At 59.0% G+C, this 21,687-nt stretch carries 32 protein-coding genes; 9 read left to right on the top strand and 23 right to left on the bottom strand.

The genetic code is table 11. From position 1 onward, the window contains the following. Positions 1-63 precede the first annotated feature (63 nt). Positions 64-309 (bottom strand): hypothetical protein, encoded by a 246-nt coding sequence (locus tag SR858_RS11260; protein WP_019920882.1) that lies wholly within the window; start codon positions 307-309, stop codon positions 64-66. Between the two features lie 82 nt (positions 310-391). Continuing rightward, the gene (locus SR858_RS11255; protein WP_019920881.1) at positions 392-589 is read right to left on the bottom strand and encodes a hypothetical protein; all 198 of its coding nucleotides are present in this window, start codon (positions 587-589) and stop codon (positions 392-394) included. Between the two features lie 22 nt (positions 590-611). Between SR858_RS11255 and SR858_RS11250 the strand changes: the two genes are divergently transcribed. Continuing rightward, positions 612-824, top strand: coding sequence for a hypothetical protein (locus tag SR858_RS11250; protein WP_322534562.1), 213 nt, complete (start codon positions 612-614; stop codon positions 822-824). A 20-nt stretch (positions 825-844) separates the two neighbouring features. On the opposite strand, the gene SR858_RS11245 is transcribed toward SR858_RS11250, so the two are convergent. Continuing rightward, positions 845-1,009, bottom strand: coding sequence for a hypothetical protein (locus SR858_RS11245; RefSeq protein WP_322534561.1), 165 nt, complete (start codon positions 1,007-1,009; stop codon positions 845-847). 328 nt (positions 1,010-1,337) lie between these two features. Here SR858_RS11245 and SR858_RS11240 point away from each other — a divergent pair, with 328 nt between their 5' ends. The 3 genes from SR858_RS11240 to SR858_RS11230 all read left to right on the top strand — a co-directional run bounded on the left by SR858_RS11240 (position 1,338) and on the right by SR858_RS11230 (position 6,192). Further along, complete coding sequence (locus SR858_RS11240) at positions 1,338-2,465, top strand: hypothetical protein (protein WP_154819794.1); 1,128 nt, start codon at positions 1,338-1,340, stop codon at positions 2,463-2,465. 320 nt (positions 2,466-2,785) lie between these two features. Further along, positions 2,786-4,321 carry a recombinase family protein gene (locus tag SR858_RS11235; RefSeq protein WP_084669857.1) on the top strand — a complete coding sequence of 512 codons (1,536 nt, stop codon included), beginning with the start codon at positions 2,786-2,788 and terminating at the stop codon, positions 4,319-4,321. Between the two features lie 314 nt (positions 4,322-4,635). Further along, on the top strand, positions 4,636-6,192 hold the full coding sequence (locus SR858_RS11230) for a recombinase family protein (RefSeq protein WP_019920877.1): 1,557 nt from the start codon (positions 4,636-4,638) through the stop codon (positions 6,190-6,192). Here the strand turns inward: SR858_RS11230 and SR858_RS11225 are convergent. From SR858_RS11225 to SR858_RS11190, 8 genes are all read right to left on the bottom strand, one after another. Then, the gene (locus SR858_RS11225) at positions 6,172-6,702 is read right to left on the bottom strand and encodes a hypothetical protein (protein ID WP_154819793.1); all 531 of its coding nucleotides are present in this window, start codon (positions 6,700-6,702) and stop codon (positions 6,172-6,174) included. The two genes, SR858_RS11230 and SR858_RS11225, sit on opposite strands and share 21 nt — an antisense overlap. Before the next feature lie 112 nt (positions 6,703-6,814). Further along, complete coding sequence (locus SR858_RS11220) at positions 6,815-7,225, bottom strand: hypothetical protein (protein WP_019920875.1); 411 nt, start codon at positions 7,223-7,225, stop codon at positions 6,815-6,817. Beyond that, on the bottom strand, positions 7,225-7,968 hold the full coding sequence (locus tag SR858_RS11215; protein WP_019920874.1) for a gas vesicle protein GvpD: 744 nt from the start codon (positions 7,966-7,968) through the stop codon (positions 7,225-7,227). Before SR858_RS11215 ends, SR858_RS11220 begins: the two co-directional genes overlap by 1 nt. A gap of 16 nt (positions 7,969-7,984) precedes the next feature. Further along, the gene (locus tag SR858_RS11210) at positions 7,985-8,833 is read right to left on the bottom strand and encodes a YdaU family protein (RefSeq protein WP_019920873.1); all 849 of its coding nucleotides are present in this window, start codon (positions 8,831-8,833) and stop codon (positions 7,985-7,987) included. Continuing rightward, on the bottom strand, positions 8,830-9,246 hold the full coding sequence (locus SR858_RS11205; protein ID WP_019920872.1) for a hypothetical protein: 417 nt from the start codon (positions 9,244-9,246) through the stop codon (positions 8,830-8,832). The genes SR858_RS11210 and SR858_RS11205 overlap by 4 nt, the downstream gene beginning before the upstream one ends. Continuing rightward, positions 9,243-10,391, bottom strand: a complete 1,149-nt coding sequence (locus SR858_RS11200) for a DNA-methyltransferase (RefSeq protein WP_019920871.1) — start codon at positions 10,389-10,391, stop codon at positions 9,243-9,245. The genes SR858_RS11205 and SR858_RS11200 overlap by 4 nt, the downstream gene beginning before the upstream one ends. Then, positions 10,388-10,621 carry a hypothetical protein gene (locus SR858_RS11195; protein ID WP_019920870.1) on the bottom strand — a complete coding sequence of 78 codons (234 nt, stop codon included), beginning with the start codon at positions 10,619-10,621 and terminating at the stop codon, positions 10,388-10,390. The genes SR858_RS11200 and SR858_RS11195 overlap by 4 nt, the downstream gene beginning before the upstream one ends. Positions 10,622-10,655: 34 nt before the next feature. Beyond that, the gene (locus SR858_RS11190; protein ID WP_084669855.1) at positions 10,656-11,348 is read right to left on the bottom strand and encodes a recombination protein NinG; all 693 of its coding nucleotides are present in this window, start codon (positions 11,346-11,348) and stop codon (positions 10,656-10,658) included. A 32-nt stretch (positions 11,349-11,380) separates the two neighbouring features. Between SR858_RS11190 and SR858_RS11185 the strand changes: the two genes are divergently transcribed. Beyond that, positions 11,381-12,037, top strand: a complete 657-nt coding sequence (locus tag SR858_RS11185) for a hypothetical protein (protein ID WP_019920868.1) — start codon at positions 11,381-11,383, stop codon at positions 12,035-12,037. A gap of 34 nt (positions 12,038-12,071) precedes the next feature. Here SR858_RS11185 and SR858_RS11180 read toward each other — a convergent pair whose 3' ends face one another. Beyond that, positions 12,072-12,509 carry a hypothetical protein gene (locus SR858_RS11180; RefSeq protein ID WP_019920867.1) on the bottom strand — a complete coding sequence of 146 codons (438 nt, stop codon included), beginning with the start codon at positions 12,507-12,509 and terminating at the stop codon, positions 12,072-12,074. 14 nt (positions 12,510-12,523) lie between these two features. Between SR858_RS11180 and SR858_RS11175 the strand changes: the two genes are divergently transcribed. Continuing rightward, the gene (locus tag SR858_RS11175) at positions 12,524-13,147 is read left to right on the top strand and encodes a hypothetical protein (protein ID WP_019920866.1); all 624 of its coding nucleotides are present in this window, start codon (positions 12,524-12,526) and stop codon (positions 13,145-13,147) included. A gap of 8 nt (positions 13,148-13,155) precedes the next feature. On the opposite strand, the gene SR858_RS11170 is transcribed toward SR858_RS11175, so the two are convergent. The 11 genes from SR858_RS11170 to SR858_RS11120 all read right to left on the bottom strand — a co-directional run bounded on the left by SR858_RS11170 (position 13,156) and on the right by SR858_RS11120 (position 18,952). Next, a complete protein-coding gene (locus SR858_RS11170) occupies positions 13,156-15,189 on the bottom strand; it encodes a DNA cytosine methyltransferase (protein ID WP_019920865.1) in 2,034 nt (677 codons plus the stop codon). Continuing rightward, complete coding sequence (locus tag SR858_RS11165; protein WP_019920864.1) at positions 15,186-15,506, bottom strand: hypothetical protein; 321 nt, start codon at positions 15,504-15,506, stop codon at positions 15,186-15,188. Before SR858_RS11165 ends, SR858_RS11170 begins: the two co-directional genes overlap by 4 nt. Continuing rightward, complete coding sequence (locus tag SR858_RS11160) at positions 15,503-15,694, bottom strand: hypothetical protein (protein ID WP_019920863.1); 192 nt, start codon at positions 15,692-15,694, stop codon at positions 15,503-15,505. The genes SR858_RS11165 and SR858_RS11160 overlap by 4 nt, the downstream gene beginning before the upstream one ends. Positions 15,695-15,789: 95 nt before the next feature. Then, entirely contained in the window at positions 15,790-16,023 is a 234-nt protein-coding gene (locus tag SR858_RS11155) for a hypothetical protein (protein WP_019920862.1), read from the bottom strand. Further along, entirely contained in the window at positions 16,020-16,310 is a 291-nt protein-coding gene (locus SR858_RS11150) for a hypothetical protein (RefSeq protein WP_019920861.1), read from the bottom strand. The genes SR858_RS11155 and SR858_RS11150 overlap by 4 nt, the downstream gene beginning before the upstream one ends. After that, entirely contained in the window at positions 16,307-16,489 is a 183-nt protein-coding gene (locus SR858_RS11145; RefSeq protein ID WP_019920860.1) for a hypothetical protein, read from the bottom strand. The genes SR858_RS11150 and SR858_RS11145 overlap by 4 nt, the downstream gene beginning before the upstream one ends. After that, positions 16,486-17,073 carry a hypothetical protein gene (locus SR858_RS11140; protein WP_019920859.1) on the bottom strand — a complete coding sequence of 196 codons (588 nt, stop codon included), beginning with the start codon at positions 17,071-17,073 and terminating at the stop codon, positions 16,486-16,488. The genes SR858_RS11145 and SR858_RS11140 overlap by 4 nt, the downstream gene beginning before the upstream one ends. Beyond that, on the bottom strand, positions 17,070-17,846 hold the full coding sequence (locus SR858_RS11135; RefSeq protein ID WP_019920858.1) for a KilA-N domain-containing protein: 777 nt from the start codon (positions 17,844-17,846) through the stop codon (positions 17,070-17,072). Before SR858_RS11135 ends, SR858_RS11140 begins: the two co-directional genes overlap by 4 nt. A gap of 47 nt (positions 17,847-17,893) precedes the next feature. After that, complete coding sequence (locus SR858_RS11130; protein ID WP_019920857.1) at positions 17,894-18,184, bottom strand: hypothetical protein; 291 nt, start codon at positions 18,182-18,184, stop codon at positions 17,894-17,896. Between the two features lie 88 nt (positions 18,185-18,272). Next, positions 18,273-18,677: a hypothetical protein gene (locus SR858_RS11125; RefSeq protein WP_019920856.1), complete on the bottom strand. Its 405-nt coding sequence runs from the start codon at positions 18,675-18,677 to the stop codon at positions 18,273-18,275. After that, complete coding sequence (locus SR858_RS11120; RefSeq protein WP_019920855.1) at positions 18,674-18,952, bottom strand: transcriptional regulator; 279 nt, start codon at positions 18,950-18,952, stop codon at positions 18,674-18,676. Before SR858_RS11120 ends, SR858_RS11125 begins: the two co-directional genes overlap by 4 nt. A gap of 84 nt (positions 18,953-19,036) precedes the next feature. Between SR858_RS11120 and SR858_RS11115 the strand changes: the two genes are divergently transcribed. The 3 genes from SR858_RS11115 (at position 19,037) to SR858_RS11105 (ending at position 21,383) form a co-directional block, all read left to right on the top strand. Then, positions 19,037-19,777, top strand: a complete 741-nt coding sequence (locus SR858_RS11115; protein WP_019920854.1) for a S24 family peptidase — start codon at positions 19,037-19,039, stop codon at positions 19,775-19,777. A 76-nt stretch (positions 19,778-19,853) separates the two neighbouring features. After that, positions 19,854-20,354, top strand: coding sequence for a lipoprotein (locus SR858_RS11110; RefSeq protein ID WP_019920853.1), 501 nt, complete (start codon positions 19,854-19,856; stop codon positions 20,352-20,354). A 264-nt stretch (positions 20,355-20,618) separates the two neighbouring features. Further along, the gene (locus SR858_RS11105; protein WP_019920852.1) at positions 20,619-21,383 is read left to right on the top strand and encodes a KilA-N domain-containing protein; all 765 of its coding nucleotides are present in this window, start codon (positions 20,619-20,621) and stop codon (positions 21,381-21,383) included. The last annotated feature ends 304 nt before the right edge of the window (positions 21,384-21,687 follow it).

Genomic DNA, 21,687 nt, shown 5'->3' with positions numbered 1-21,687 from the left:
CGCCGCCGGCAAGCATCCCGATGAACTCGGGCAGCAAATGGAATGACGCGAGATACTCCATGATTAGGCTACCTCGTATGTGGCGGCGAAGATGTCGGGTTTGCACGGGTAGAACTCGCCGGCCACGCCCTTAATGATCATGTCGCCGACCATCGCGCTGTGGCTGCCTTCGAGCGTGTGGATGACCAGCCCTTGGCGATCATCATGACTGGCGTTGCGCCAATTCATAAAATCCATCACCTCGGTGACGTTGGTGCCGTCCCATCGAATCGCGTCGATCACGACTGGTTTCTCGCGGAACTTGGCCATAGCCACCTCGAATAAAAAAAGTCGCCAGCGCAGTGATGCGGCCGGCGGCGAAGGTCCAACGGGAGACTCAGGGCTAATTTATTTAGCGAGCTACTTCGGCATAAATCTTGCCGAATGGCATATGTTGCAATGTAAACTTGCTATCATCCGACTGCTGCCTGTGTTGAACAGGCAGAAGCTCACCCGAGCCATTGGTATCGAAGACCCGTAGGATCTTCCCGGTTGCCTGATACTCCTGCGAGTCGGCCTTTACCAGTGCTACTGGGGTGATGATATTCATGTTTTCCTTTTGGAAGAAAAGAATGACAAAAACAGCTATTCAGACGATTCACGAAGCCTTGGACACACTTGAGTTCTTTCAGACTGCATACGCGTCCAGCGACCAATATCAGGAAAGACAAAGGGAAGTGGTAGCAATCCTGCGGGGACGCTCTCAGCACAATCCTTACTCATATGATTCCAAGCTCATGGCAGGCATCGCGAAGGCGATAGAGGACGCCAGCAAGCCGGGCTAACTCGAGCAAACTGCGGCGAATCAATCTCGTTCGTCGCGGTCCGGCTGGCGCGCGGGAGGCAGCATATGCCAGCCCAGCAGACGCCGGATCTCTTCCGGGGTCGGCGGCGGATCCAATGGCGCGTGCGTGCGGCGCTCGAAGTACTCGCGAACGAGTTCCTTCGGCGGGCGGGTGGTATCTGGCATGGCCGCCTCGCTTTTCGGACGCGGAAATAAGAAAGCCACCGCAATGGGTGGCTTGAGGATTTGCTCCCGTGCTATCTGCGCGGTGAGTGTAATATAAACGCGAGCGAAAGCATCAACGAAGTTGGTGCAATCCTCGAATCACCGCTATCGGTGAGGCCGAAGCCTTCATTACGAGTGCGGTTAGTGTGTAGCTGCACTTTAACCAAGCAAATTCAAAATGTCAACTGGGATGCAGACCAAATCGAAATAAAAAGAAAAAGACTGAAATTTTGATATGCCAAAATAATGTGGTATATCATTCCCGACAGACAACTTATAAGGAAATACGGTGGACCCCTTCGATCTTGATAGTAGTTTGGCGGAAATTATCTCAACGGGAAATAATCTATACTCTCTAATTAGCAGCACTTTGGAAAGTAACGATTTTTCAGACGCACCTCAGCTTCGAGAAAAACTGAATGCAGCATGGGCCAACTTAATAGATTTACCGAATACTTTAAAAAGTATACCTATTGGATTTTCTGAAATTATCGACAATGCAAATAAATTTGAGGGGATTGCAGCAGTTATTCTTGATAAGATTGGTTATAGCAAACCTGGCACTTTAGAAGCGAGAAAAATCAAGGAAATTCTCAAAGGATTTCGTAACTTAGTGCAAGAGCATGCTGAGAATTACGCGCTGCACTCAAAAATTATGAGCTATCCAAGAAACAAAAATTCTCCAGAGTTTCTCGCACAGCTAGATTTTTTCAATCTCCGGATATCGCAAACTGAAGACTCATTATCTAAACAGCTGAAGCAAACAGGGGTGATCGAAGATTCGATCCGTAGCTTGCAGTCCTCACTTTCTGACACTAATTTAAGTGCTTCAGAATTGAGATCCCGCATAGACGAAAAGCTTTTAGAGACATCTGTCTATCTCGAAGGAAAGTTAGCCGAAGTCAATGAGGTTGTCGGGGTAATCGCGGCTAAGAGCATCGTGGGAAGCTATGAAAAAAGTGCTGATATTGAGAAAACTTCAGCCGACGCACTGCGAATCGCTTCGATCGTATTCATGGTACTCGTTATGATATTTGTCGGCTTTACCTTTTACGGCATCACGACAGGTGAATTCTCGTGGGAGAAGTCGGCTTTAAAGCTTATATGCTCACTATTATTCTCAGTACCCGCCGCATATCTCGCGAGAGAATCTGCTAAACACCGCCAGCAGCAATACACCCATTTACAAACATCTCTGGATTTGAAGGCAGTTGGGCCATATATTGCGACCTTACCTAAGGAGCAACAAGATACTCTAAAGGCTGAAATTGCACAGAGAATGTTTGCACCAAAAACATTCGATCATGTGACAAAGGAATCGTATCCGATTAATACGCAGGAACTAGTACTGGCTTTGGTCGATCGAATCAATGGCCGGAAGGCGGCAAAAGCAGAGGGTACTTCGTTAGAGTCGTAACCTCTTGGAAGCCCGCGCGTTGCGGGCGTGCAACAAACTTTCTAACTCGCTGACCATATCCAGCGCCTTCTCGCGCTCGAAGCCGACCTTGATATTTCTCAATGCCAGAAGGATAAGCGGCAGGTAAAGTTATCAGATGAAAAACTACATCGCCCTTTGTCTTGCCGCTCGCCGCTTAGCGCCCACGCATGGCATCCCTTTTTCCGCTGCGCTCTTATGTGACCACGCCGTACCCATCGAACTTGCCCTGCGATTTCTAACGCTGCCGCTAAACCAGCTATCCTGTGCCTGTTGGCCGTACCGATGCCAGGAGCACGAACATGAAGTCCTCACAAGCACCATCAACCGTCCGCCTCCGCGCTGCAGCGTATGTCCGTATGTCGACGGAGCGCCAGATCTACTCGACGGCCAACCAACTGGACCGGATTCGGCAATACGCGGCGAGCCATGACGTCGACGTGGTAACCATCTACGAAGATTCGGGGCGCAGTGGCCTTACGAAAAAGGGTCGTCCGGGCCTCACTCAAATGATAGAGGACGTGCAGGGCAACCACGACTTCGCATTGATTCTTGTGTACGATATCAGCCGCTGGGGACGGTTCCAGGACTTGGACGAGAGCGCCCACTATGAGTACTTGTGCCGCCTGAACGGCGTCAACGTCGCCTACTGCGCCGAGGTGTTCGAAAACGATGGAACGCCGTTCACAGCCATCATCAAGGCCCTCAAGCGCGCGGCGGCAGCCGAGTACAGCCGCGAGCTTTCTGCCAAGGTCTTCGCCGGCCAGTGCAGAATGATTTCGATGGGATACAAAACGGGCGGGCCACCTGGCTACGGATTACGCCGCGCCCTACTCGACTCGGACGGGAAGATTATTCAGATCCTCAAGGCTGGCGAATGGAAAGCAGTCCAGACCCACCGAGTGGTGCTTGTGCCTGGTCCGGTGGCCGAGATTGCCATTGTCAACCAGGTCTTCAAATGGTACGCCGAGGATGGCGTCGGCGACAGAAAAATCGCTGCTGTACTAAATGAGCAATCTGTCGCAACGGAGTCAGGTGGCCCCTGGACGCCCGACATAATCCGGGGCATGCTCCAAAATGAAAAATACATCGGCAATCTGATATTTAACAAAGCATCCTTCAAGTTGCGAAAGACTGCGGTGCGGAACCCGCCGGAGGAGTGGGTTCGATGCGACGGCGCGATTACGCCCATCGTGCCCCAAGAGCTTTTCAATGCCGTCGCGCGAGAGCGAGCGCGCCGCCACCGGAGATACACCGACCAGGAGTTGATTACGTCGATGCAGCGGATCTACAACGCGCACGGTCGCATTTCGAGCACCCTGATTGATGCGGATCCGGATTTGCCTACGGCACGGCTGATTGCTCGCCACTTCGGCACGCTATTTGATGCGTTCACACAGGCAGGCATCCCAAATCTTCGGAGCAACGACTTCTTGGTCACACGCGATCAGAACTACGGGTTTCGTGACCGCATGGTGGCCGAGGCGACAGCACTGGCAATCGGTGCCGGGGCAACGGCAGAGCTAATGGATGCACCCCATACACTGCGGTTAAACGGGAGTGTGACGGTATCGATGAGGGCCATCCGATGTGCGCACGACAAAAAATATGGATACTACCGATGGCGGATACCGGCTCGTTTAGCTGAAGGGTGTGACTTCTTGCTCGTTGCATTACTGGACCGCACGAACAGAAATATCACCTCATACCTACTCTTCCCGACTGGTGACCTGGATCATCGGGCGATCGCATTTACAGAATCCAGCATCAAACGGTACTCGGCAAACCAACGATGGAACCTCTCGGACTTCTTCCTGCCGACGAGCTCAGCGAAGTAACGCAGTCGATCGAGCAATATGCGACTGGATCAGGCCTTCCAGTTCGCTAACCATATCGAGCGCCTTCTCGCGTTCGAAGCCGAAGTTGATAATTCTCAATGCCAGCAGGACAAGCGCCCGGTAAAGTTATCGGATGAGAAATCCCATCCCCCTTTGCTTGGCCGCGCGTGGCATGGTGCCCAGCCACGGCGTCAAATTTGCCGCCGCACTGCTCTCCGACAACGACGTTTCGATCGAGCTTGCGCTGAGATTCCTGACGCGTCCGCTGGAAGAGTTATCCTGTCGCTGCTATCCCATGATTCCACCGGAGAAAAATGATGAGCGGTTTGCTGGAAACTACTATCCTGTCGCCGTTTCGTCGAGCTGCGGCCTATGTGCGAATGTCAACCGAGAGACAGACCTACTCCACGGCAAACCAGATGCAGCGCATCCAGGAGTATGCAGCGGAGCAGCAGATAACGATCGTGGCAGTTTATGAAGACGCGGGCAAAAGCGGGCTCACCATGCGGGGGCGACCCGGCCTGCAGCAGCTGCTTGCAGACGTGCAGACGAAAGACGATTTCACCTGCATCCTCGTGTACGACGTCAGCCGCTGGGGCCGCTTCCAAGACGTCGATGAGAGCGCCCATTACGAGTACATCTGCCGGCTGAACGGAGTGCAGGTCACCTACTGCACCGAGGCCTTCCAGAATGATGATTCGCCCTACACCTCGATCATCAAAGCGATGAAGCGAATAGCAGCGGCGGATTACAGCCGCGAGCTGTCTTCCAAAGTATTCATTGCCCAGTGCCGCATCATCAAGATGGGATACAAACTGGGTGGCATGGCTGGATACGGCCTGCGCCGAGCGCTACTCGATTCGAATGGCGATTTCATCCGCATAATGGAAAAAGGCGAATGGAAGGCGGTTCAGACGCACCGCGTCGTCCTGGTGCCTGGCCCCAAGCACGAAATCGAGGTTGTTAATCTAATATTCCACTGGTACGCCGTAGACAAAGTTGGAGATCGACGTATCGCCATCGCGCTCAACGAGCAGAACGTCGCTTCAGAATCTGGCAGGCCGTGGACAGGCGCACTCATCCGAGGAATGATCCGCAACGAAAAATACATCGGCAACCTTATATTCAACAAGGGATCCTACAAGCTGCGAAAGACCGCCGTCAGGAATCCCGCGGCGTTGTGGGTCCGCTGCGATGCAGCTTTCCCGCCAATTGTGCCTTTGCAACTCTTCCATGCCGCACGCATAGAGCGGAGTGATCGAAATTATCGATACACCACCGAGGAGCTCATGCAGACCCTGCAGCGAATTTACAAAGCCCACGGAAGGGTAACCAGCGCCTTGATTGACCGGGATCCAGACGGACCTGCATGCCAGCTCTTCTGCCGTCGCTTCGGGTCCATATACGCCGCGTATGAACTGGCAGAAATTCCGGGGCCATTCAATGCCGAGGCCATCATTACTCGCCGCCGCACGCACTCGATAAAGGCCGGGTTCCTCGACATTGTGAAATGTGCCATTATTGAGGCAGGCGGCACCTGGCAAGCAACCAACATGCCGCACACCCTTCGTATAAACGACGCGGTCACCGCATCGATTCGCGTGGTGCGCTGCGCGCTGGACAATAAGTGGGGTAACCACCGGTGGCGAATCAATAAGCGGCTCGCTACCGGCTACGACTTTCTCATTGCTGCCGTACTGGATCAGCGAAATGAAAAAATTGAAGCCTACCTGTTGGTGTCGGCGCGCGAATTTGAAAACCGAGACATCTCTTTCACCGAATTAACCCGCGCCAGTCTGGGGAATATCATCAGGCCTGAATTGGCCGACTTTTTCCCACACCCGGTCGAACTATCTGAGCAAGGCGGCTGAACGAGCATTGTGTGCTTGGAGAAGGCCTTCCAGCTCGCTGACCATGTCGAGCGCCTTTTCGCGTTCGAAACCTCCGCCACCGATCTCGCCTCGACCGCTGCCTTTGCACGGCTGGCAGATCATCCGGCTGGCCGTGCCGGTACCGTGGCAGGTGCCGCACTTCCCGTCGAGCCAGTAGGCCAGTGAGCGCTCGGCGACGCGGCGGTACAGGGTCATGGCGGCGCACACGTCCCACTCGGTGCCCTCCTTCACCCACTTGCGCTCACGGCCTTTCTCGGTCACGCGGTTGGTCCAAATGCGCAGCAGCTGCGCCAGATTCTGAGTGCCGGACTCGAAGGTCTTGCTAATCGAGCCGTCAGCGTATTTCACGCGGGTCAGCAGCGCGCCGAAGCCGGCGCCGGTCAGGTCCGCCAGCGCAGCGGCCGCCAGCGGTTCGGCCGCGTGATGCTGCGCGTCGTCCTGCAACGTGCTGGCGCCCAAACTCATTACGAACCGATCTGCATAACCCATGTTGTTCTCCCGTGGCAACGCCGGAACGTTAACACACGGAAAACCCGGAAACAATAGGGCAACAGGCAAAGTGTTGCAGATTTTGGCAAGGTCTTTCCTGTTGGCCGCAGTTTCAGTCGCGCAACTGGCGCAGCGCTTTCTCGTGCGCTACGGCCAGCACGCCCACCTCGAGCTTGGGCAGCGCCCGGACGTAGTACGCGATCGACAACCTAATCGCCGCGTACTCGCCGGTAGTGAGGTCGAGCAGCGCCGTAGGCCGCGCGCAGGCCTTCAGCAGTGCTGCCCAGGCCAGCACCGCCTTGTCGTACAGTCGGCGATTACCCTGCTGCGACCAGACGGCCGCGCTGGTCAGCAGGTGCTCCGTGAGCGTGTTGGCAAGCGACGCCGGCGCCAGCCCGCGCTTGGCCGCGTCGAGCGCGATCAGCACGACCAGTGCCGTGGCATCGGCATCTTCCTGGCCCACCACTTGCTTGGCGGCCAGGAGGTCGAGCGGGTTGGCGAGAAGCGTCTGGCGAGCGCCCATCAGGCCGCCCTCCGCGACCGGTACGATTCCCAATCGCACACCACGAGCTGGCCGCCACCTTCGCGCAGCCGGTCGAACGCGCGCGCGCCGAGGTATTCCTCTAGCAGCTTGATCGCCAGGTTGCTGATCACGATCGTCGGCCGGCCTGCCTCGTAGCGGCCGTTGATGATCTCGAACAGCACCAGCTTTTCGGTGTCGCTGCCGTGCTGCACGCCCACCTCGTCGAGGATCAAAAGGTCCGGTTCGACCAGGTCGGCGATCGCCTGCGCTTCGGTCTTCGAGTTGCCCTTGGCATAGGTCTCCTTCACGGACCGGACCGCGCGCATCACCGACGTGAAAACGGCCTGACCGCCCTGCTCCAGCACCACGTGCGCGACGCCGACGGCCAGGTGGGTCTTCCCGGTACCGACGTCACCGCACAGGATCAGGCAGGCGCCGGCCTTGCGCACGGCAGCGAAATTGTCCGCGTAGCGGGTGACCATGCGCAGCGCCTTCTCGGCTTCGTCGCAGGTCGGCTCGTACGTGCCCAGCCGGCGGTCGGAGAAGCGCTCAGGGATCGCCGCGCGCCCCAGGCGCACCTCCCATGCCCGGTTGCGCAGTTCGGCCTGCCAGGAGGCCTGTGCGGCTGCCGTAGCCGCCGCCTCGGCCACGTGCTCGCACTTCACGCAGGCAGACCAGCCGCCGGCGAGCAGCAGCGAGGTGTACTCGCCGTGCTGCTGGCAAGTTTCGAGGATCGCGCTCATGAAGCGCGGGCGGCGCTCAGAATTTGCCATCAGCGCTAACCCCTGCCCGGTAATCCTGCGCGGAGAAGTTTCCATGTTTCGTGCCTTTCTGCGGCGTGCCGCGTTTGATCGTCAGTTGGTCCCACTTTTCGCGCAGCTTCGAGGGCGAAAGCACGTTGGCCTTCCAAAACTCGTCGTCTTGCGCCCAGCTGAACAGCTCGCAGATCTCGCGGTGGGTGCGGCGGTCACGCTCGCGCATCAGCCGCACATCCTCCGACCATGCCTCGAAGCTGGGCGGCTTGTGGCCCGGATTGTTCGCCAGGATGCGGCCGAACAGCCAGCGCGCGCACGCCTCGTCCTCGGGCGTGCTGCGGCGTTGCTTGCGCCGCTCCTTGTCCTCATCATCACCCTGCTCGCCGGTATCCCTCGGCGCGTCGGGGCTTTGCGCCGACAAGGTTTTATTCTTATGGTTATTGGTTAATGGTTTATGGTTAGTTGACGGACGTTGAACATCCGTTGAACCGACGTTGCCCCCCTGTTCAACGTCCGTTGGCTTTTTTGTTGTACGACTGGCAGCAGATGCCTTGCCAGCGGCCGATGCTTTCTCCGCCTTGTCGTGGAAGGCCCGAATTTCGCTGTCGCAGCGCTCGTGGACGTATCCTTCTGTTGTCTTTTGGAACTTAAATTTCAACAGACGTTCAACGGCCGTTCGCTCCTGTTCATCGGTCGTTCCAAGGGTGTAGAACACCATTTCGTGGTCCAGTGGCAGCGGTTTTTCAGTGTCGTAATACATGTCCATCATGTCGCGGTAGAGCCAACGCTCCAGGCGGCCCATGGTGAAAGTGCCGGCGCGGAAGTCGCCGATGTGGTGCTGGTAATAATTCACGGCCGAACCTCCGCGGCTCCGCCGAACACCGCGGCTACCAGTGGATCGCGCGCCGGCTTGCGCTTGCGCGCTCGGCACTTGGCGAGGTGAAACTCGTAGCGCTCGGCGTCGCGGCGCAGCTTCGACTTGGCGCGGGCCTGGCGCTGCTGCCCGGTGCGGCGCTTTGGCTTCTTGGCATCGACGCCCGCGCCCACCGCATACGCCGAGACGCGGGTGGCGCGCGGTGTGCAGCGCAAAGGCCACTTGGCGATGTGCACCAGGCCCAGGGTGTGCATGAACTTGAGCACGCGCCAGGTGTGGCCGTAGCAGAGAAAGATTTTCGGCGCCACGTCGTGAGCGCACAGCGGGCCATCTTGCAGCACGGCCGTGATGGCCGCGATGCGATGGGCGGTAAGTGGGTGATCGGCCTTCATGCGGCTACCTCGATTTCAGCAAAAAGTGTAGATTCGCCTTGGATGCGCTTGCGCGCGATCTCGGCATAAGCGGGATTCAATTCGATGCCGATGCAATCGCGCTGGAGACGGTCAGCCACCAGGCCGGTGGTGCCGGCGCCGAAGAACGGATCCAACACGACGCCGCCCACTGGGCAGCCAGCATTGATGCAGTTCTCGGGTAACTCTGGCGGGAACGTGGCGAAGTGCGCCTCGGCGAACGAATGCGTGGCCATGGTCCAGACGCTGCGCTTATTGCGCATGTCCGGACGTGAGGCACGGTCACTACGGAAGCCGGCGCCGCCGCCCATCCGAGACGCCGTGCGCAGGCCCTGCTCATCACGACCTTCGTCCTTGCTGCACGACGCCTCAACGCGGCCGCGTTGGCGCGTTTCGGCGTCCGTACCATGCCCGAAGCCGACGCCGCGCGCGACGCGTTTCTGGGGCTTCTGTCCAGGCACGTCGTAATCCTTCGTGGCGAAGCTGTTGCGCGGGTGGTCGGCGGCGCTCACCGCAGGTTCCTTGATAGCTTCGGCGTCGTAAAAATACTTCTCGCTTTTGGTGAGTAAGAAGATGTACTCGTGCGACTTCGTGCAGCGGTCACGCACCGACTCCGGCATTGGGTTGGGTTTGCTCCATACGATGTCCTGGCGCACCCACCAGCCGGCGTCCTGCAGTGCGATGGCCAGGCGGTGCGGCATCATTACAAGATCCTTGGCCTTGAGGCCTGGCTGCGGCATGCGGTTGGGCTGGGTGAGTTGCCCAGTACCGCGCGCGCCGACGCTGTATGCTTGCTTGCCCTCGTGTCCGCCTCGCGAGCCACGCCAGGCCTCACCCTGCGCTCCACCACCAGGGTGATTACCCACCCGGCCAGCGCCCGTTGCGTAGCTGTCGCCCATGTTGATCCAGCAGGTGCCATCGGGGCGCAGTACGCGGCGCACCTCTTCGAAGACGTCGACCATCACGGCGATGAATTCCGCCGGGCTCGCCTCCAGGCCGATCTGGCCCTCGACGCCGTAGTCGCGCAGCCCCCAGTAAGGCGGGGACGTGACGCAGCAGTGAATGCTGTCGGCGGCCAGCGTGCGCAGCTGTTCGCGCACGTCGCCGATAAGTATCTTGATCGTCATGCATCCCCCAGCAGCGGAAGTTGGCGCGCTTTGAACGCGGCTTCGCGCTCGCGCGCAAGCGTGTCGGGGTGCGCACCCAGGCCATGCATGTGCTGGATCTGTTCGAACAGGCCCTCGCGGCGCTGAGTTGCTGGGTGGACGATGGTCGTGACGCCGCCGGCGGCAGACAGAATCAGCGCGTGCTCACGCGCCAGTCTGCAAATTTCTTCGTATGCTTGTTCCGGGCTCATGGTGTTTCCGTTTTGGTTGGTCGAGCAACGGCCGTCAGGCCGCAGCCTTCAGTTCTTTTAAAAGTTTGCGGTAGTGCGCAGTCAAGGCGATCAGTTCGTCGACCGTGTAGTGGCGCGGTTCGTTGTCGGCTTCGAGCGCCTCGACGGCGGCCAGGCCGATGCGCGCAACGACGCCGGCGCGAAACGATGCCGCCGTGGTGCCGCCCGGCCGGTTGCAGCCCTTGAGCTGCTTGAACACGTTGCGTTCGTCGAAGCGCAGGTGCGGGTGGCTGCCGCGCGACAGGTAGTGGCCAGCGTCGTAAGCTCCGCCGGTCAGGGCGTCGTCGCTGGCATGCTTGCCGCAATCGATGCAAGGCTCGAAGCGGTCGCGGAACCGTACCCAAGCGTTGAAAGCCTTCTGGCAGTCGGCCACGTGGTCGGCCTTGCGCTTGAACTTGGCCAGCTTCTCCTGGCGGTCCTTGCGCTCGGCCTTGGCGGTGGCCGCCTTCTGCTTAGCAACCTTGGCCAGCGCCACCACCGTGCCGCAGTCGGGCGAGCACCAGGTGACGAACGGCTGCGGCCGGACGAACTCGGCGCGGCAGGTACGGACCGCGCATTTGTGCTTCTTCTCGCGGGCGGTCTTGGTGATGGTCTTCGTCAGCTCGCGGGCTTCGATGCGCTCGCCGCGCGCGAATGCCTGGCGCTTCATCGGCGCTGTGCCGGGCTTCATGGGGGAGCGGCGCATCATGCTACGATCCCGCTTTTCCTCGGGAAAGCTAAATGTCCAAATTGAGAGCTGCGTTCCGCACGATGACGAACATTGCAATCATCGTTTTTATGTTGGGAATATTCGCTTCTATGTTGTTTGCGCTTCGGCTTGTCATCGACGATCCGAAAAAGGGATTGGCATCGAGTGAGGCAGCTGGTTGGGTTCAAGCGCTTGGCTCTGTAATCGCCATCGCTTCGGGCTTTGCGCTCGCAAATCGACAAGCTCAGAGTGCAGCAGCACTCGCAAAAACAGAAAGGCTTGAACAGGACGTTGAGCGGCTTCTCTCCGCCTTTGCCGTGGTCGCGCACGCCAAGGAAATAATCGACGAAGCACTGACCAATATGAGCAAAGAAGGATCTCTCATGGGTTATTTTCTCGTATCGTCCTACTATCTCGATTTCGAAGGAGGGAAAAGGGCTCTTGAGTTGATCCCCTTGCATGAGCTGCGCTCGGCGGAAATGATCAAAGGAGTGCTTGGCGTGCAGAATTGCCTTACTGCGGCACATCGCCTCACCGAGTTTGGTCGCGAGAATCCCTCCTTGGATAATCACGACATTGACGAATGGTTTGCTCAGGTAGAAGAGTTCCGGCTGGCCAGCGAAGATGCCATGGAACGCGTGTCCGAGGGAGTTGATCGTGCACGGAATCTGCTGCCCCCAGAAGCTTGAGCGCGATTTAATGCCGCTAATGATGGGCCACGTTTTATTGATCACGAACTGGCTCCAACGCACGACGTGCTGCCATTGCGTTTAATCCTGCTAGCTTGCAGCCATCACAGGTAGCGTGGAAGTAGCGCAGGTCCAGCAGCGCGGCGCCGGCGCGCACGAAGCCGCCAGCGACCAGGCGGGCAAGTGCGGCCAGGTCGCGGCGGTTGGCCAGGTATTGGTTGCGGAAGCCCCAGTGCGCTTTCGGGTGATGCAGCGTGGCTCCCAGCATGTGGTGCAGGATGTCCAGGTCGTTGTCTTGCAATGTCGCGACGCGCGCAGCGAACAGGCAGGCGACGCACTTGCCGTGCTGCGCGAGCTGCTTGGCCGGCGAGGCCTTGCCGCAAGCGCAGCGCTGCGCCTTGAGAACCGGCGCGGGCTTTTCATTAGCGATAGCGCGGTGGCGGCGCTCTTCGCGGGAGAGGTCGTAGATCATGCTAAGATTCCTTTATGGCAATCGAACTCAAATATTTCAAAACGCGGGTTGTGAAGTACCCGATGCTGGCTGGATCTCTTTTAGCGGCATTGATATTGACTGGGCTGCGCGCTCAAATGAGTAGCGGTGACTGGGCTATGTGGGTCGGTGCCGTCGGCACAGTCGGCGCATTGATAGGGACCGTGTGGCTTGCTACCGCCCAGACACGTCGGCTGGAGCGAGAGGCGCTTGTTCGAGCACGAATTCACGCCAGCGCCCTGACATACAAGCTGCAAGATATTAGGGAGGTAATCGGGTTGGCCGCCAAAGATCTCCTCGACGCAATTGATATCGCCAGTGGCGATGTTGCAATTGAGCGCTGCATACATAAAATCAAAAGCATTGAGTTGTGGGAGGCTGATGATCTTATTCCCATAATCCCGTTGAAAGAAAAGGCTGCGGCTGGATTGCTTACGACTGGGGCGCTCACACTTAATTTTCCCGCCCACATCAGGCTGGTGGTACTGAAATCCACAGTTCCTGCGGACAGAGCAATTGCAATTTTTGACTCCATCAAGATGCTTAACGCAATCGACGCTTCCTTGCATGAACTTTCGGAGATCTGCTTTAAGGCGGGTGAGCAGTTGCTGCTGGACTGACTCTCTCATCACGCAGCCACCCAACCCACTTCACGCTCATGCATGAAGTTCGCGCACGCCGGCCACGCGCCTGTCAGGGCGAAATGCACGCGGCGCCCGATCCAGCGCATGTTGAACACGCACATGGAATTGCCCAATGCCTTGTAGCGCGGTCCGTCAGCGGACAAGGCCCACCAGACGCCGGCAATCTCCATGACTGGATCGCCTTTCACCAACATCGTTTCTGCGCGACTGGCCGTAACGATCTTCATAGGGATGAGGGTGTGGAAGTCAGGGAAAGACTGCAGACGCTCGCACTCGCGCGGAGTGAGGCGACGAACGGCCATGTCCGACTGCATGACGGAGCCTTCAAATCCCCCACCCTTGCTGCGTGCCTTTAGGCAACCAAACGCGTCGACCATCGCATTCTGTTCTTCGTCTAGACCAATAGGCAGCGGTGCGGCCGCTATCGGCTGCCCTCGCCCAGAGCCATCCTCGCTGGCGTCGAAGCCTTCGGCCTTGAGCGTATGGGTGACCTCGCCGGTGATGCACACGGCTTGCACCTCGGCACGCGCCTCAAGCGTGTAGGCGATGTGAGCCTGAACGCCTACGCCATCGGGGCCACTATTCGGGTTCGTACGGAGTGCGCCGGCCTGAATTGCGTAGCAGAAATCTTGGGCATGCATTGCACCCAGGCCGGGCGTGCTGCTGGAATTCGTGTTGCCCTCGCAAACAATCGGGGCAGCCCTTGTGCGGTCAGCGGATGTGGTCAACGCGCCAGAGACATCCACGGCAGAGAATGTGCCGTTCTTGTAGTCGTCAGCGGCAAACGCTATCGCTGGCGGCTGGCCGCCGTTGGCGTGGCTAGTTGCGTGATTTCCAGCCCGGAGCGTCGACGCCAGATCAAAGCTCGCGTCGCCGCCGTAGTCCTTCATGCTGAACGCGATCGGCACCAACATGCCGGCCTCGGCATCCTGTTGCGTGGCGCTTCCTGCTGCCTTATCGTTCGCAAGCAGCGTGCCGGTGATCAGCGTGTCGAGGCCATCGCCGCGCCGGCGCTCAACGCTGCGAGCTATCGGTGCAGACAGCACTGGAACGATGGTGCACGTCTCGTAGTCCTGCCGCCGTCCCTCGCCCGCTGTGACACAGCGGGCGAGGGACGGCGTGGCAACGGCTTGAAGCCCTAAGCCGCATTCATCCTGGACTCCGCCACGGCGGCCAGCGCTCGCTCTAACTGTTCCGGCAGCGTCTTCTTTCGCTTCGCGGCTCGGCGGAGAATCCCGACGCACGCCATCTTGCTCAAAAAGTACCGCTGCGGGATCAAACCCGTCTCGAGCACTTGCGACAACGAACACACGACGGCGTCGTTGGGCCACTCCGAAATATTGGGCATCAAGGACTCTCCAGGCAATACGCCTTTGGGGTCCAAAGACACAACCAGCGTTCGGCCATTTGCCCCCTGGTGGGAGCAGTGGGCTATCCTCGCCGGCAAGCGCTGCCAAAAAGCAGCCGAAAGCGTTGTCGCTGGTGCTGAGAACTCCGGGGACATTTTCCCAGATGATGATGCACTCGGGGAGGTCGAGAACATGTCGAGCTGCGTCGATTGCATTGGCTAAATCCACAAAAGAAAGTGTGAGCTGGCCGCGCGCGTCGCCAAGCGATTCGCGTAGGCCGGCAATTGAGAAGGCTTGGCAAGGCGTGCCACCGACGAGTGCCGCCGGTGCAGCCACCGCGCGAGCGCGCACCATGGCGGCGATCTTCGTCATATCGCCCAAGTTCTGTGGCCCGGTGGCCACAGCCGGCAACATGCTTACGGCCTTGATTGCGGCGCGCCTCGCGTCGCGATCTTCCTGAGAGAGGTCGTCGCTGAGCTCGTCGGGATCCGGCATGTGGACAGGGCGACCGGCGCCGTAGTGGTGATGCAACACCCGGGCCGGGAACGGCTCGATCTCGGCCAACCATGCCGCGCGCCAGCCCATCGGGTGCCAAGCCTCGGTGGCGGCTTCGATGCCGCTGCATACGGAGCCGTAAGTGATTTCTTCGGGAGGGTCGTCGCGCCTCATGCTCGCGCTCCGGCAGCGCGGCGGACGATGCGAACCGGCGCGTGGTACGGCGTGCCGCGGTACGCAGGGCCAGCGACCTGGCCGGCGGCGGTCGGATCGCGAGATGCATCGGTCAAGCGGTAGAGCAGACCGTCAAAACTGACGTTGCGGCCGATCATGTTGCTGACCATATTGCGAACGGCGTGCTCATCTGCGGCCTTCTCGATCTCGATGTTGGCGCGTTCGCACAGCTGGTAAAAAGTGGCGGGGCCTTGCTTCAATGCCGCGAGCAGCAGCAAGGTGCGGCTGCCGTGGTGGGGTGCGCGTTTATGCGTCATGGCCGGCCACCCTCACCTTTCAGCAGCTGGTCGGCGCAGTCGCGCAGCTTCTGCTCGCTGTGGCGGTGTTTTTTGACAGCGGTGCTCTTCTCGGCCGGCGCGGCGCCGATCTTGGCCTTGTCAGTGGTCCGCCAATCCTTGACGGCCGCCAAGGTTTTGCTCTCGGTGTAGTTGATCGAGGTCGTCACGATTCGGACCTCGCTTGCTTGTGTGATATCATCGCTACTCCAAAGTAGTTTGTTGTACGAAGCCGGCCTGCACGCCGGCTTTTCTATTTCCGCGATTAGTCGATCTGCCCTGATCTTTCGCGGATTTCCTGCACGCCCATGCCGTAGTACTCATGGATGCGCAAAATCTGTTTTGCCGAGAGGCGCTGCCCTCTGCGCAGCAGGCGGCTGATGGTCGATGACGTCTCTTCCATTTCCCTCGCCAATTCGGCGTAATTTTTCAATCGGTGTTCGGTAATCAGGTATTCCAGCAGCGCGCGCACGCTGGGCGGCACGGGGCCTGGTGTCATGGCGGTGCCCCGGCAGTGCGGCGAGGCTTCACGTCGCCAGTGCGCACCCAGCGCGCGATGCCCAACTCGCACGCCGAGGTGAGCGCGCAGCCGTTCGCCATGCCCGTATGGGTGCGCGGGCCGCCACAGCCGCACCAGCATTTCCTCTTGCGGCCTGGCCGTTGCGGCAGTGGTTCGCTGTAGCGCACATGGCGATGTGACGAACCGATCTCGCCCCAGCCGGCAGTTCCGCCGCGCATTGCTGCGGACAGCGCATTGCGGCTCAAACCGTTGAGGTCGGCGCTCATTTGCACAGCTCCAGCGCCTGCTGCTCAGTGAAGCCTTCGGCCACGAGCGCCAGATACTTGGCGCGGCCGATCTTCGCGCTGAGTTGCGCTATCTCGATGTGGGCGGCCAGGTTCTCGCGCATTTCACGCACCAGCACGGCCAGCTTCACCCGGCCTTTGTCTTCGTCTTGGTGGCTCACTTGGCGCTCCCGCAATTGCAGTAACCCAGCCACTCGCCATCAATTCGGGTGACGTCGCCGGTGCCGCCGCAGCTGCTGCACAGCGCGCGCATTTCGGCGCACACGTCGGTTGTGGCGGGCGCGGCCGGCGCTGGCAAGTACACGGCCATCGCGCCCGGGCTTTGCTTCGTGGCCCACAGCGTGGTGCGGCACTGGCCGATGCACGGAATTTCCTGCGGCTCGATGTAGCCGGCCACCTGCGGCGCGGTGGTGACAGATTTAGCCTCGGTGGGCGGCGTGGTCGCCGCCAGGTACAACGCGTCAGCGGCAGCCGGCGACAGAGTGATCGAGCGGTCCATGACCTTGGCCGTGGCCAGGTGGTCTCGCAGCTCGGGCAAGTCGGTGTCGGTGACGGCAGGCGCGTGCAGCAGGCCAGTGTCCAGCCCCATGTTCCAGGCGGCGCGGGCGTGCTCGTTCAGCGCCGTGCGGATCTCGCTCGGCACCAGGCCGCCCAGGTCGTCGCGGTAGGCCCACTCGGGCAACGCTGGCAGCGCGCCCTGCTCTACCGCTGCTGGGCGCGGCTGATTATTCGACGGGCTATTCACAATGCCACCTCCGCCAGCACTGAATCTTTCCACTTCACCTGCTGGATCGGGGTGCCGTTGCCGTGCGCCTTGCCGGTGTCGAGGACGACAGCGTGCGGCCGGCCCTTCGCGGTCGGAACCCAGTGCTCGCCGACGCGTTCTTGCAGGCCGGCGTCGGCAAGGGTGCGGTTGAACGTCTTGGCGCTGATGCAGCGGCGATGTCCCAACTCGGTGGGCGTGAAGCAGATTTCTTGATCAGGCGTCGGCAGATGCTGCTGGCCGGCCAGCGCGAGCAGGTTCACGCCGGTCTGCGCCGTGGCGATCTGGTTGGCGCCGATGGCGGCAGCGTTCTTGTCGATGCCGCAGCAACGCAGCGCGCGCACCAGGGCGGGCATCATGCCGGCCGCAACCATCACTGGCGACTTCACGGGCGCCGCGCGCACGGCCTTTGCAGCTGGTGCCGGCAGCGCGCCGTTGGCCACCGCGTCGAACGTGCGGATAACCTGCAGGTGGAACTTGGCACTGATCCACATCGCATAGGCGTATACCAGTTCCTTCCCGGCGTAGGTGCCTTGGTTGAGACCGCCCTTGATGCTGACGACCGATGCGGGAATTCCCGTATCGCTTTCCTCTCCTGCGAGCTCGCTCACCAATGCTTGCGTCTGCTGACTTCGAAGGAAGTCGTGCGGCTTATGGCGGGCTTCGCCGCCGGCGGCCTTATGCAGGTCGTTCAGCGAGAAGCGTCCTGCTTCATCGGTACGAATCGGTATATCAGCGATTTTGAGGTGGTTCACGGCTCTTCCTTTGGTTGCGCCCGGCGGGTGCGGGACTTGGTTGCGATTCAGGAGCGCATCGGGCGCAGCGCACCGCGCGACACGCGGCGCACGCCCTGGGCCTGACCCGGGAACGAGAAGGCCCGGCGCAGGCCTACACCAGCCCCTTCTTGGCGGCTCGGGAAGCGGGTAACCTGCTGGTGTGCCGTCGCGATGCGCATGCCAGCCTGGCGGAGGAAACCGCTGATGCTGATATCTGCGGCAGCGCAGTGGCTCTGCAAAGTGGCCTGCTCCTCGTCGCCGAGGTAGACCTTGACGACGTTCAAGCGGGGATCCGGCTTGCGTTGGGTGGTGCTCATGTGTTGCTCCTATAGTGATGCGGACTTCAGGATTTAAACCGGCAGGTCTAGGGCCGGCGACGTTACAAATTCGGGGTGGTGAGCGCCGTCAGCCAGGTAAGCCGGATGCGGCAGCGCCAGTGGCGGGGCGAATGACCGAGCAGAGATCGGCGCATGCGGTGCTGCGCGCGGCGACGGTGATGTCGCCCTGCTTTGCCAGCACTTCCGCCAGCGTGGCCAGCTTCCGCAACTCGTCGAGGATCAGCGCCTGGGTGTCATCAGCCACCAGCTCAGCGCTGATGAACTCGCCCTCTTGCGCAAGCAGCGCGTCGTTGATCGCGGCCTCGGCGCCGCGCGCGGCGTCGGCCAGTTGATCAAGCTTGGCTATTGCGGCATCCACCGGTGCGCCGTCGATCTCGTACTTGAGCTCCATCGTGATGACGCTCGGCGCGAGCTTGGCGGGCGCCGGGACGTAGCCGAGCATCGCAGCGATGCGATTGAGGGCGGCCTTCATGCAGCTTCTCCGGCAGGATTGAGCTGGGTCACGGCGCTGGGCGCATTGGCGGCGCACGATGGCGCGAGTTCCGGCCAGATGTTCTGCCAGTCGTCTGGGCGCAGGTCTTTGCGGGTGACTTGGCCATTGGTGGCGCGCTCAATTTCGACGCAGCGCTCAGGCGGAATTGGCCGCAAACGATTGGCCCACTGGCTGATAAGCACGGGGGTGATCGCCAATTTTTGGGCCAGCGCGCGCTGCGCGCCGCGCTCTTTAACGAAGTTTATGAGTTCCATGAACCCACTATAGCAATTTGCTTTTACATCGTCAATAGCAAATTGCGTATTCCAAACCAAAGCACTTTGCTATTAAATGCGCCGATGGCTACCTCCAAAGAATTACGAATCGAAAACCTTCGCGCCCTTGTCCGTGAGTTCAAGACGGCCGATGCTGTAGCGCAGCTCGCCGGCACCGCCCCGATGTATCTCAGCCAGATCCTCAACGGTGCGAAGTCATCGACAGGCACGCCGCGCGGAGTCGGTGACGCGCTCGCACGCAAATTAGAGGCTGGATGCGGGAAAGAAGTCGGGTGGCTGGATCTCCCACACGGAACCGAAGTCGATACACCGTTGACGTTTGAGCAAGCGCAAGCCCTCCTTCCTGGCGCGATGCGCGTCGTCATCGCTGAGACAGGCGATCCGAATTTCTACTTCATCAAGAAAGTGAAGCTGCAACTGCGCGCAGGCGTTACTGGCTTCCAAACGATTCCTGACATTTATGACGGAGATACGGTCAGCCTGCCCAAGAACTGGGTGGACCGCAGAGACATAGATCCAAATACGCTGATGGCCTTGACCGTCACCGGCGAGAGCATGGAGCCGAATTTATACGCGGGCGACGTGGTGATTATCGATACGGCCGACAAGGTCATGAAGGACGGCGCTGTCTACGCTTTCAACTACGACGGCGAATCGGTGATCAAGCGCTTGGTGAAAGAGCGCGGCGAGTGGTGGTTGTTCTCGGACAATCCGGACCAAACCCGTCACAGGCCCAAAGGCTGCCGAAGTGGCGACTGCGGCATCATCGGCAGAGTAATAAAGCGAGAAACTGACCACATTTAGTGACAATTGGTTAGATTTCCGATTAGCAATTTTTCATATAATCCTCTCATTTGTAATTTCCACAAAAAAAGGGATCATGAAAAAACCAATCATCGCAGCTCTCGCCATAGCGGCACTCGCCGGGTGCGCTTCCAGGCCTCCAGCTCCGACGTACAAGCAGTTCAGTTCGAGCGCCGAGGCTGAGTATGAGCCCTATCTTGTAGATGGCAATTCGGAGATTGTGGGTCAGGCTTTCTTGGCGCAAAAAGGAGGCGGCACCGTCAAGGCAGCCGGCCGCCTAGTAACCATCGATCCAGTTACGGAAGTCAGTCGCGCATGGTGGTACCAAGCGGGAAAAGTGTGGCGCTATAAGAGCACCGTACCGCCATTTCCCAAGTTCGTGAGCGCGCGCAGATCGACCACCGCCGATGCCGACGGCCGCTTCAAGTTCTCGAATATCCCCGCAGGCTCTTATTACATCCGAACCGAGATAACTTGGGATGTTCCATTCCACGGAGCACAAGGCGGACTGGTTACCGGAATCGTCGAGGTAAAGGCAGGTGAAAGCAAGCAGGCTATTGTCAACGGCGCCAACTAGTTGGATGGTGAGCTAGGAGCTTGGAAGGGGGAAGGCTCCCCCCCCTGTGTGTCAGCTCATCACTATCTATTTGTGCCGATGATATCGAGCCCGGTTCACGCAGCTCGCGCAAAACGCCAGCAACTTCAGCACGTGGTGATCGTCGCGTTCTTCGTCATCCTGATCACTGCGACCAATATCTTTCGGTCCTTATTTTTAACGCTCAGCATAGTCAAATCTTACCAACTCCAGCCCACTCACTCCTCGAGATAGAATTCTAAAAATATGAAGAACACGCAACTTGAACTGGCGCTCATTCAGCACGAGGCCGATGGCGTAACTATCGGCCAGCGCGCAGTCGACGGTTTTATCAACGCAACCGCAATGTGCAAAGCCGCGAACAAGCAGTGGAATCACTATCGTTCTACAGACAACACGCAGGCGTTCCTCGAGGAGCTGGGCCGCCACACCAAAATCCCAGTCCAATCTCTTGTATTTTCGGCGCAAGGCGCGGGTACTTGGGTCCACCCCCAAGTCGCCATCCACCTTGCACAGTGGTTGTCGCCGGTATTCGCGGTGCGTGTGACGCAGTGGGTATCAGAATGGATGGCTGGGGGAGTGCCCGGTATGGCGGGCGGCGGAAATCTTCCAGTTCATATTCAACGATACATGGTAAATCGCGGTGCGATTCCCGCAACACATTTTTCAATGCTGAACGAAATTATTTTTGGCCTCATCGCGCCTATGGAATCGGAAGGTTATACCCTTCCCGAGGGATTGGTGCCGGATATCTCAGAGGGTCGAATGTTTTCTAAGTGGATACGCGATGAAAAAGGGGTTGAACCGTCTATGTTCCCGAGTTACAAGCATCGCTATATGGATGGGAGGGTGGTTGATGCACGACTTTATCCAAATGAGTATTTGGCCGATTTCCGGGCCCATTTCAACAACGTATGGCTGCCGCAGAAGGCCCTGAAGTACTTCCAAGAACGCGACCCAGTAGCCCTTACGTACTTACCGAAATTGCTAACGGCACCCGCGAAGGCCTAAATTCAGAGGATTCCCGTTTATCCGGGAATCGCATTTGAGTCCCCCCTCTCCCTAACTTAGCCCGCACTAGCGGGCTTTTTTACAACCGTAGGTCACGAAAAGCTCCGATTCTAGGATCTTTTTTCGTGCCCCCCCCCCAGCGTTCGCATCCAAAGCAAATTAAATGCAATTTGCTATTGTAAAAGCAAAAGCAAATTGCTATAGTTCACTTCATCGACACACCAACAGCGATGGAGAACGAAATGTCACCAGCCGAACTTGCAGCACTTGCAGAAGCCCAGCACCGCGGTGATGCCGCGCACGC

Origin of the sequence: Duganella zoogloeoides (assembly GCF_034479515.1) — a bacterium.
Classification (GTDB): Bacteria; Pseudomonadota; Gammaproteobacteria; order Burkholderiales; family Burkholderiaceae_D; genus Rugamonas; species Rugamonas zoogloeoides.
This window is presented reverse-complemented; position numbering and strand designations above follow the sequence as displayed.

Excerpts from the sequence above, each read along its gene's own strand:
- SR858_RS11175 (WP_019920866.1), top strand. The coding sequence starts at position 12,524 with ATGGCAATCGAACTCAAATATTTCAAAACGCGGGTTGTGAAGTACCCG.
- SR858_RS11245 (WP_322534561.1), bottom strand. The coding sequence starts at position 1,009 with ATGCCAGATACCACCCGCCCGCCGAAGGAACTCGTTCGCGAGTACTTC.
- SR858_RS11200 (WP_019920871.1), bottom strand. The coding sequence starts at position 10,391 with ATGACGATCAAGATACTTATCGGCGACGTGCGCGAACAGCTGCGCACG.
- SR858_RS11250 (WP_322534562.1), top strand. The coding sequence starts at position 612 with ATGACAAAAACAGCTATTCAGACGATTCACGAAGCCTTGGACACACTT.
- SR858_RS11230 (WP_019920877.1), top strand. The coding sequence starts at position 4,636 with ATGATGAGCGGTTTGCTGGAAACTACTATCCTGTCGCCGTTTCGTCGA.
- SR858_RS11180 (WP_019920867.1), bottom strand. The coding sequence starts at position 12,509 with ATGATCTACGACCTCTCCCGCGAAGAGCGCCGCCACCGCGCTATCGCT.
- SR858_RS11110 (WP_019920853.1), top strand. The coding sequence starts at position 19,854 with ATGAAAAAACCAATCATCGCAGCTCTCGCCATAGCGGCACTCGCCGGG.
- SR858_RS11225 (WP_154819793.1), bottom strand. The coding sequence starts at position 6,702 with ATGGGTTATGCAGATCGGTTCGTAATGAGTTTGGGCGCCAGCACGTTG.
- SR858_RS11205 (WP_019920872.1), bottom strand. The coding sequence starts at position 9,246 with ATGAAGGCCGATCACCCACTTACCGCCCATCGCATCGCGGCCATCACG.
- SR858_RS11235 (WP_084669857.1), top strand. The coding sequence starts at position 2,786 with ATGAAGTCCTCACAAGCACCATCAACCGTCCGCCTCCGCGCTGCAGCG.
- SR858_RS11120 (WP_019920855.1), bottom strand. The coding sequence starts at position 18,952 with ATGGAACTCATAAACTTCGTTAAAGAGCGCGGCGCGCAGCGCGCGCTG.
- SR858_RS11190 (WP_084669855.1), bottom strand. The coding sequence starts at position 11,348 with ATGATGCGCCGCTCCCCCATGAAGCCCGGCACAGCGCCGATGAAGCGC.
- SR858_RS11155 (WP_019920862.1), bottom strand. The coding sequence starts at position 16,023 with ATGACACCAGGCCCCGTGCCGCCCAGCGTGCGCGCGCTGCTGGAATAC.
- SR858_RS11195 (WP_019920870.1), bottom strand. The coding sequence starts at position 10,621 with ATGAGCCCGGAACAAGCATACGAAGAAATTTGCAGACTGGCGCGTGAG.
- SR858_RS11220 (WP_019920875.1), bottom strand. The coding sequence starts at position 7,225 with ATGGGCGCTCGCCAGACGCTTCTCGCCAACCCGCTCGACCTCCTGGCC.
- SR858_RS11185 (WP_019920868.1), top strand. The coding sequence starts at position 11,381 with ATGTCCAAATTGAGAGCTGCGTTCCGCACGATGACGAACATTGCAATC.
- SR858_RS11170 (WP_019920865.1), bottom strand. The coding sequence starts at position 15,189 with ATGAGGCGCGACGACCCTCCCGAAGAAATCACTTACGGCTCCGTATGC.
- SR858_RS11150 (WP_019920861.1), bottom strand. The coding sequence starts at position 16,310 with ATGAGCGCCGACCTCAACGGTTTGAGCCGCAATGCGCTGTCCGCAGCA.
- SR858_RS11115 (WP_019920854.1), top strand. The coding sequence starts at position 19,037 with ATGGCTACCTCCAAAGAATTACGAATCGAAAACCTTCGCGCCCTTGTC.
- SR858_RS11255 (WP_019920881.1), bottom strand. The coding sequence starts at position 589 with ATGAATATCATCACCCCAGTAGCACTGGTAAAGGCCGACTCGCAGGAG.
- SR858_RS11260 (WP_019920882.1), bottom strand. The coding sequence starts at position 309 with ATGGCCAAGTTCCGCGAGAAACCAGTCGTGATCGACGCGATTCGATGG.
- SR858_RS11215 (WP_019920874.1), bottom strand. The coding sequence starts at position 7,968 with ATGAGCGCGATCCTCGAAACTTGCCAGCAGCACGGCGAGTACACCTCG.
- SR858_RS11130 (WP_019920857.1), bottom strand. The coding sequence starts at position 18,184 with ATGAGCACCACCCAACGCAAGCCGGATCCCCGCTTGAACGTCGTCAAG.
- SR858_RS11125 (WP_019920856.1), bottom strand. The coding sequence starts at position 18,677 with ATGAAGGCCGCCCTCAATCGCATCGCTGCGATGCTCGGCTACGTCCCG.
- SR858_RS11105 (WP_019920852.1), top strand. The coding sequence starts at position 20,619 with ATGAAGAACACGCAACTTGAACTGGCGCTCATTCAGCACGAGGCCGAT.
- SR858_RS11165 (WP_019920864.1), bottom strand. The coding sequence starts at position 15,506 with ATGACGCATAAACGCGCACCCCACCACGGCAGCCGCACCTTGCTGCTG.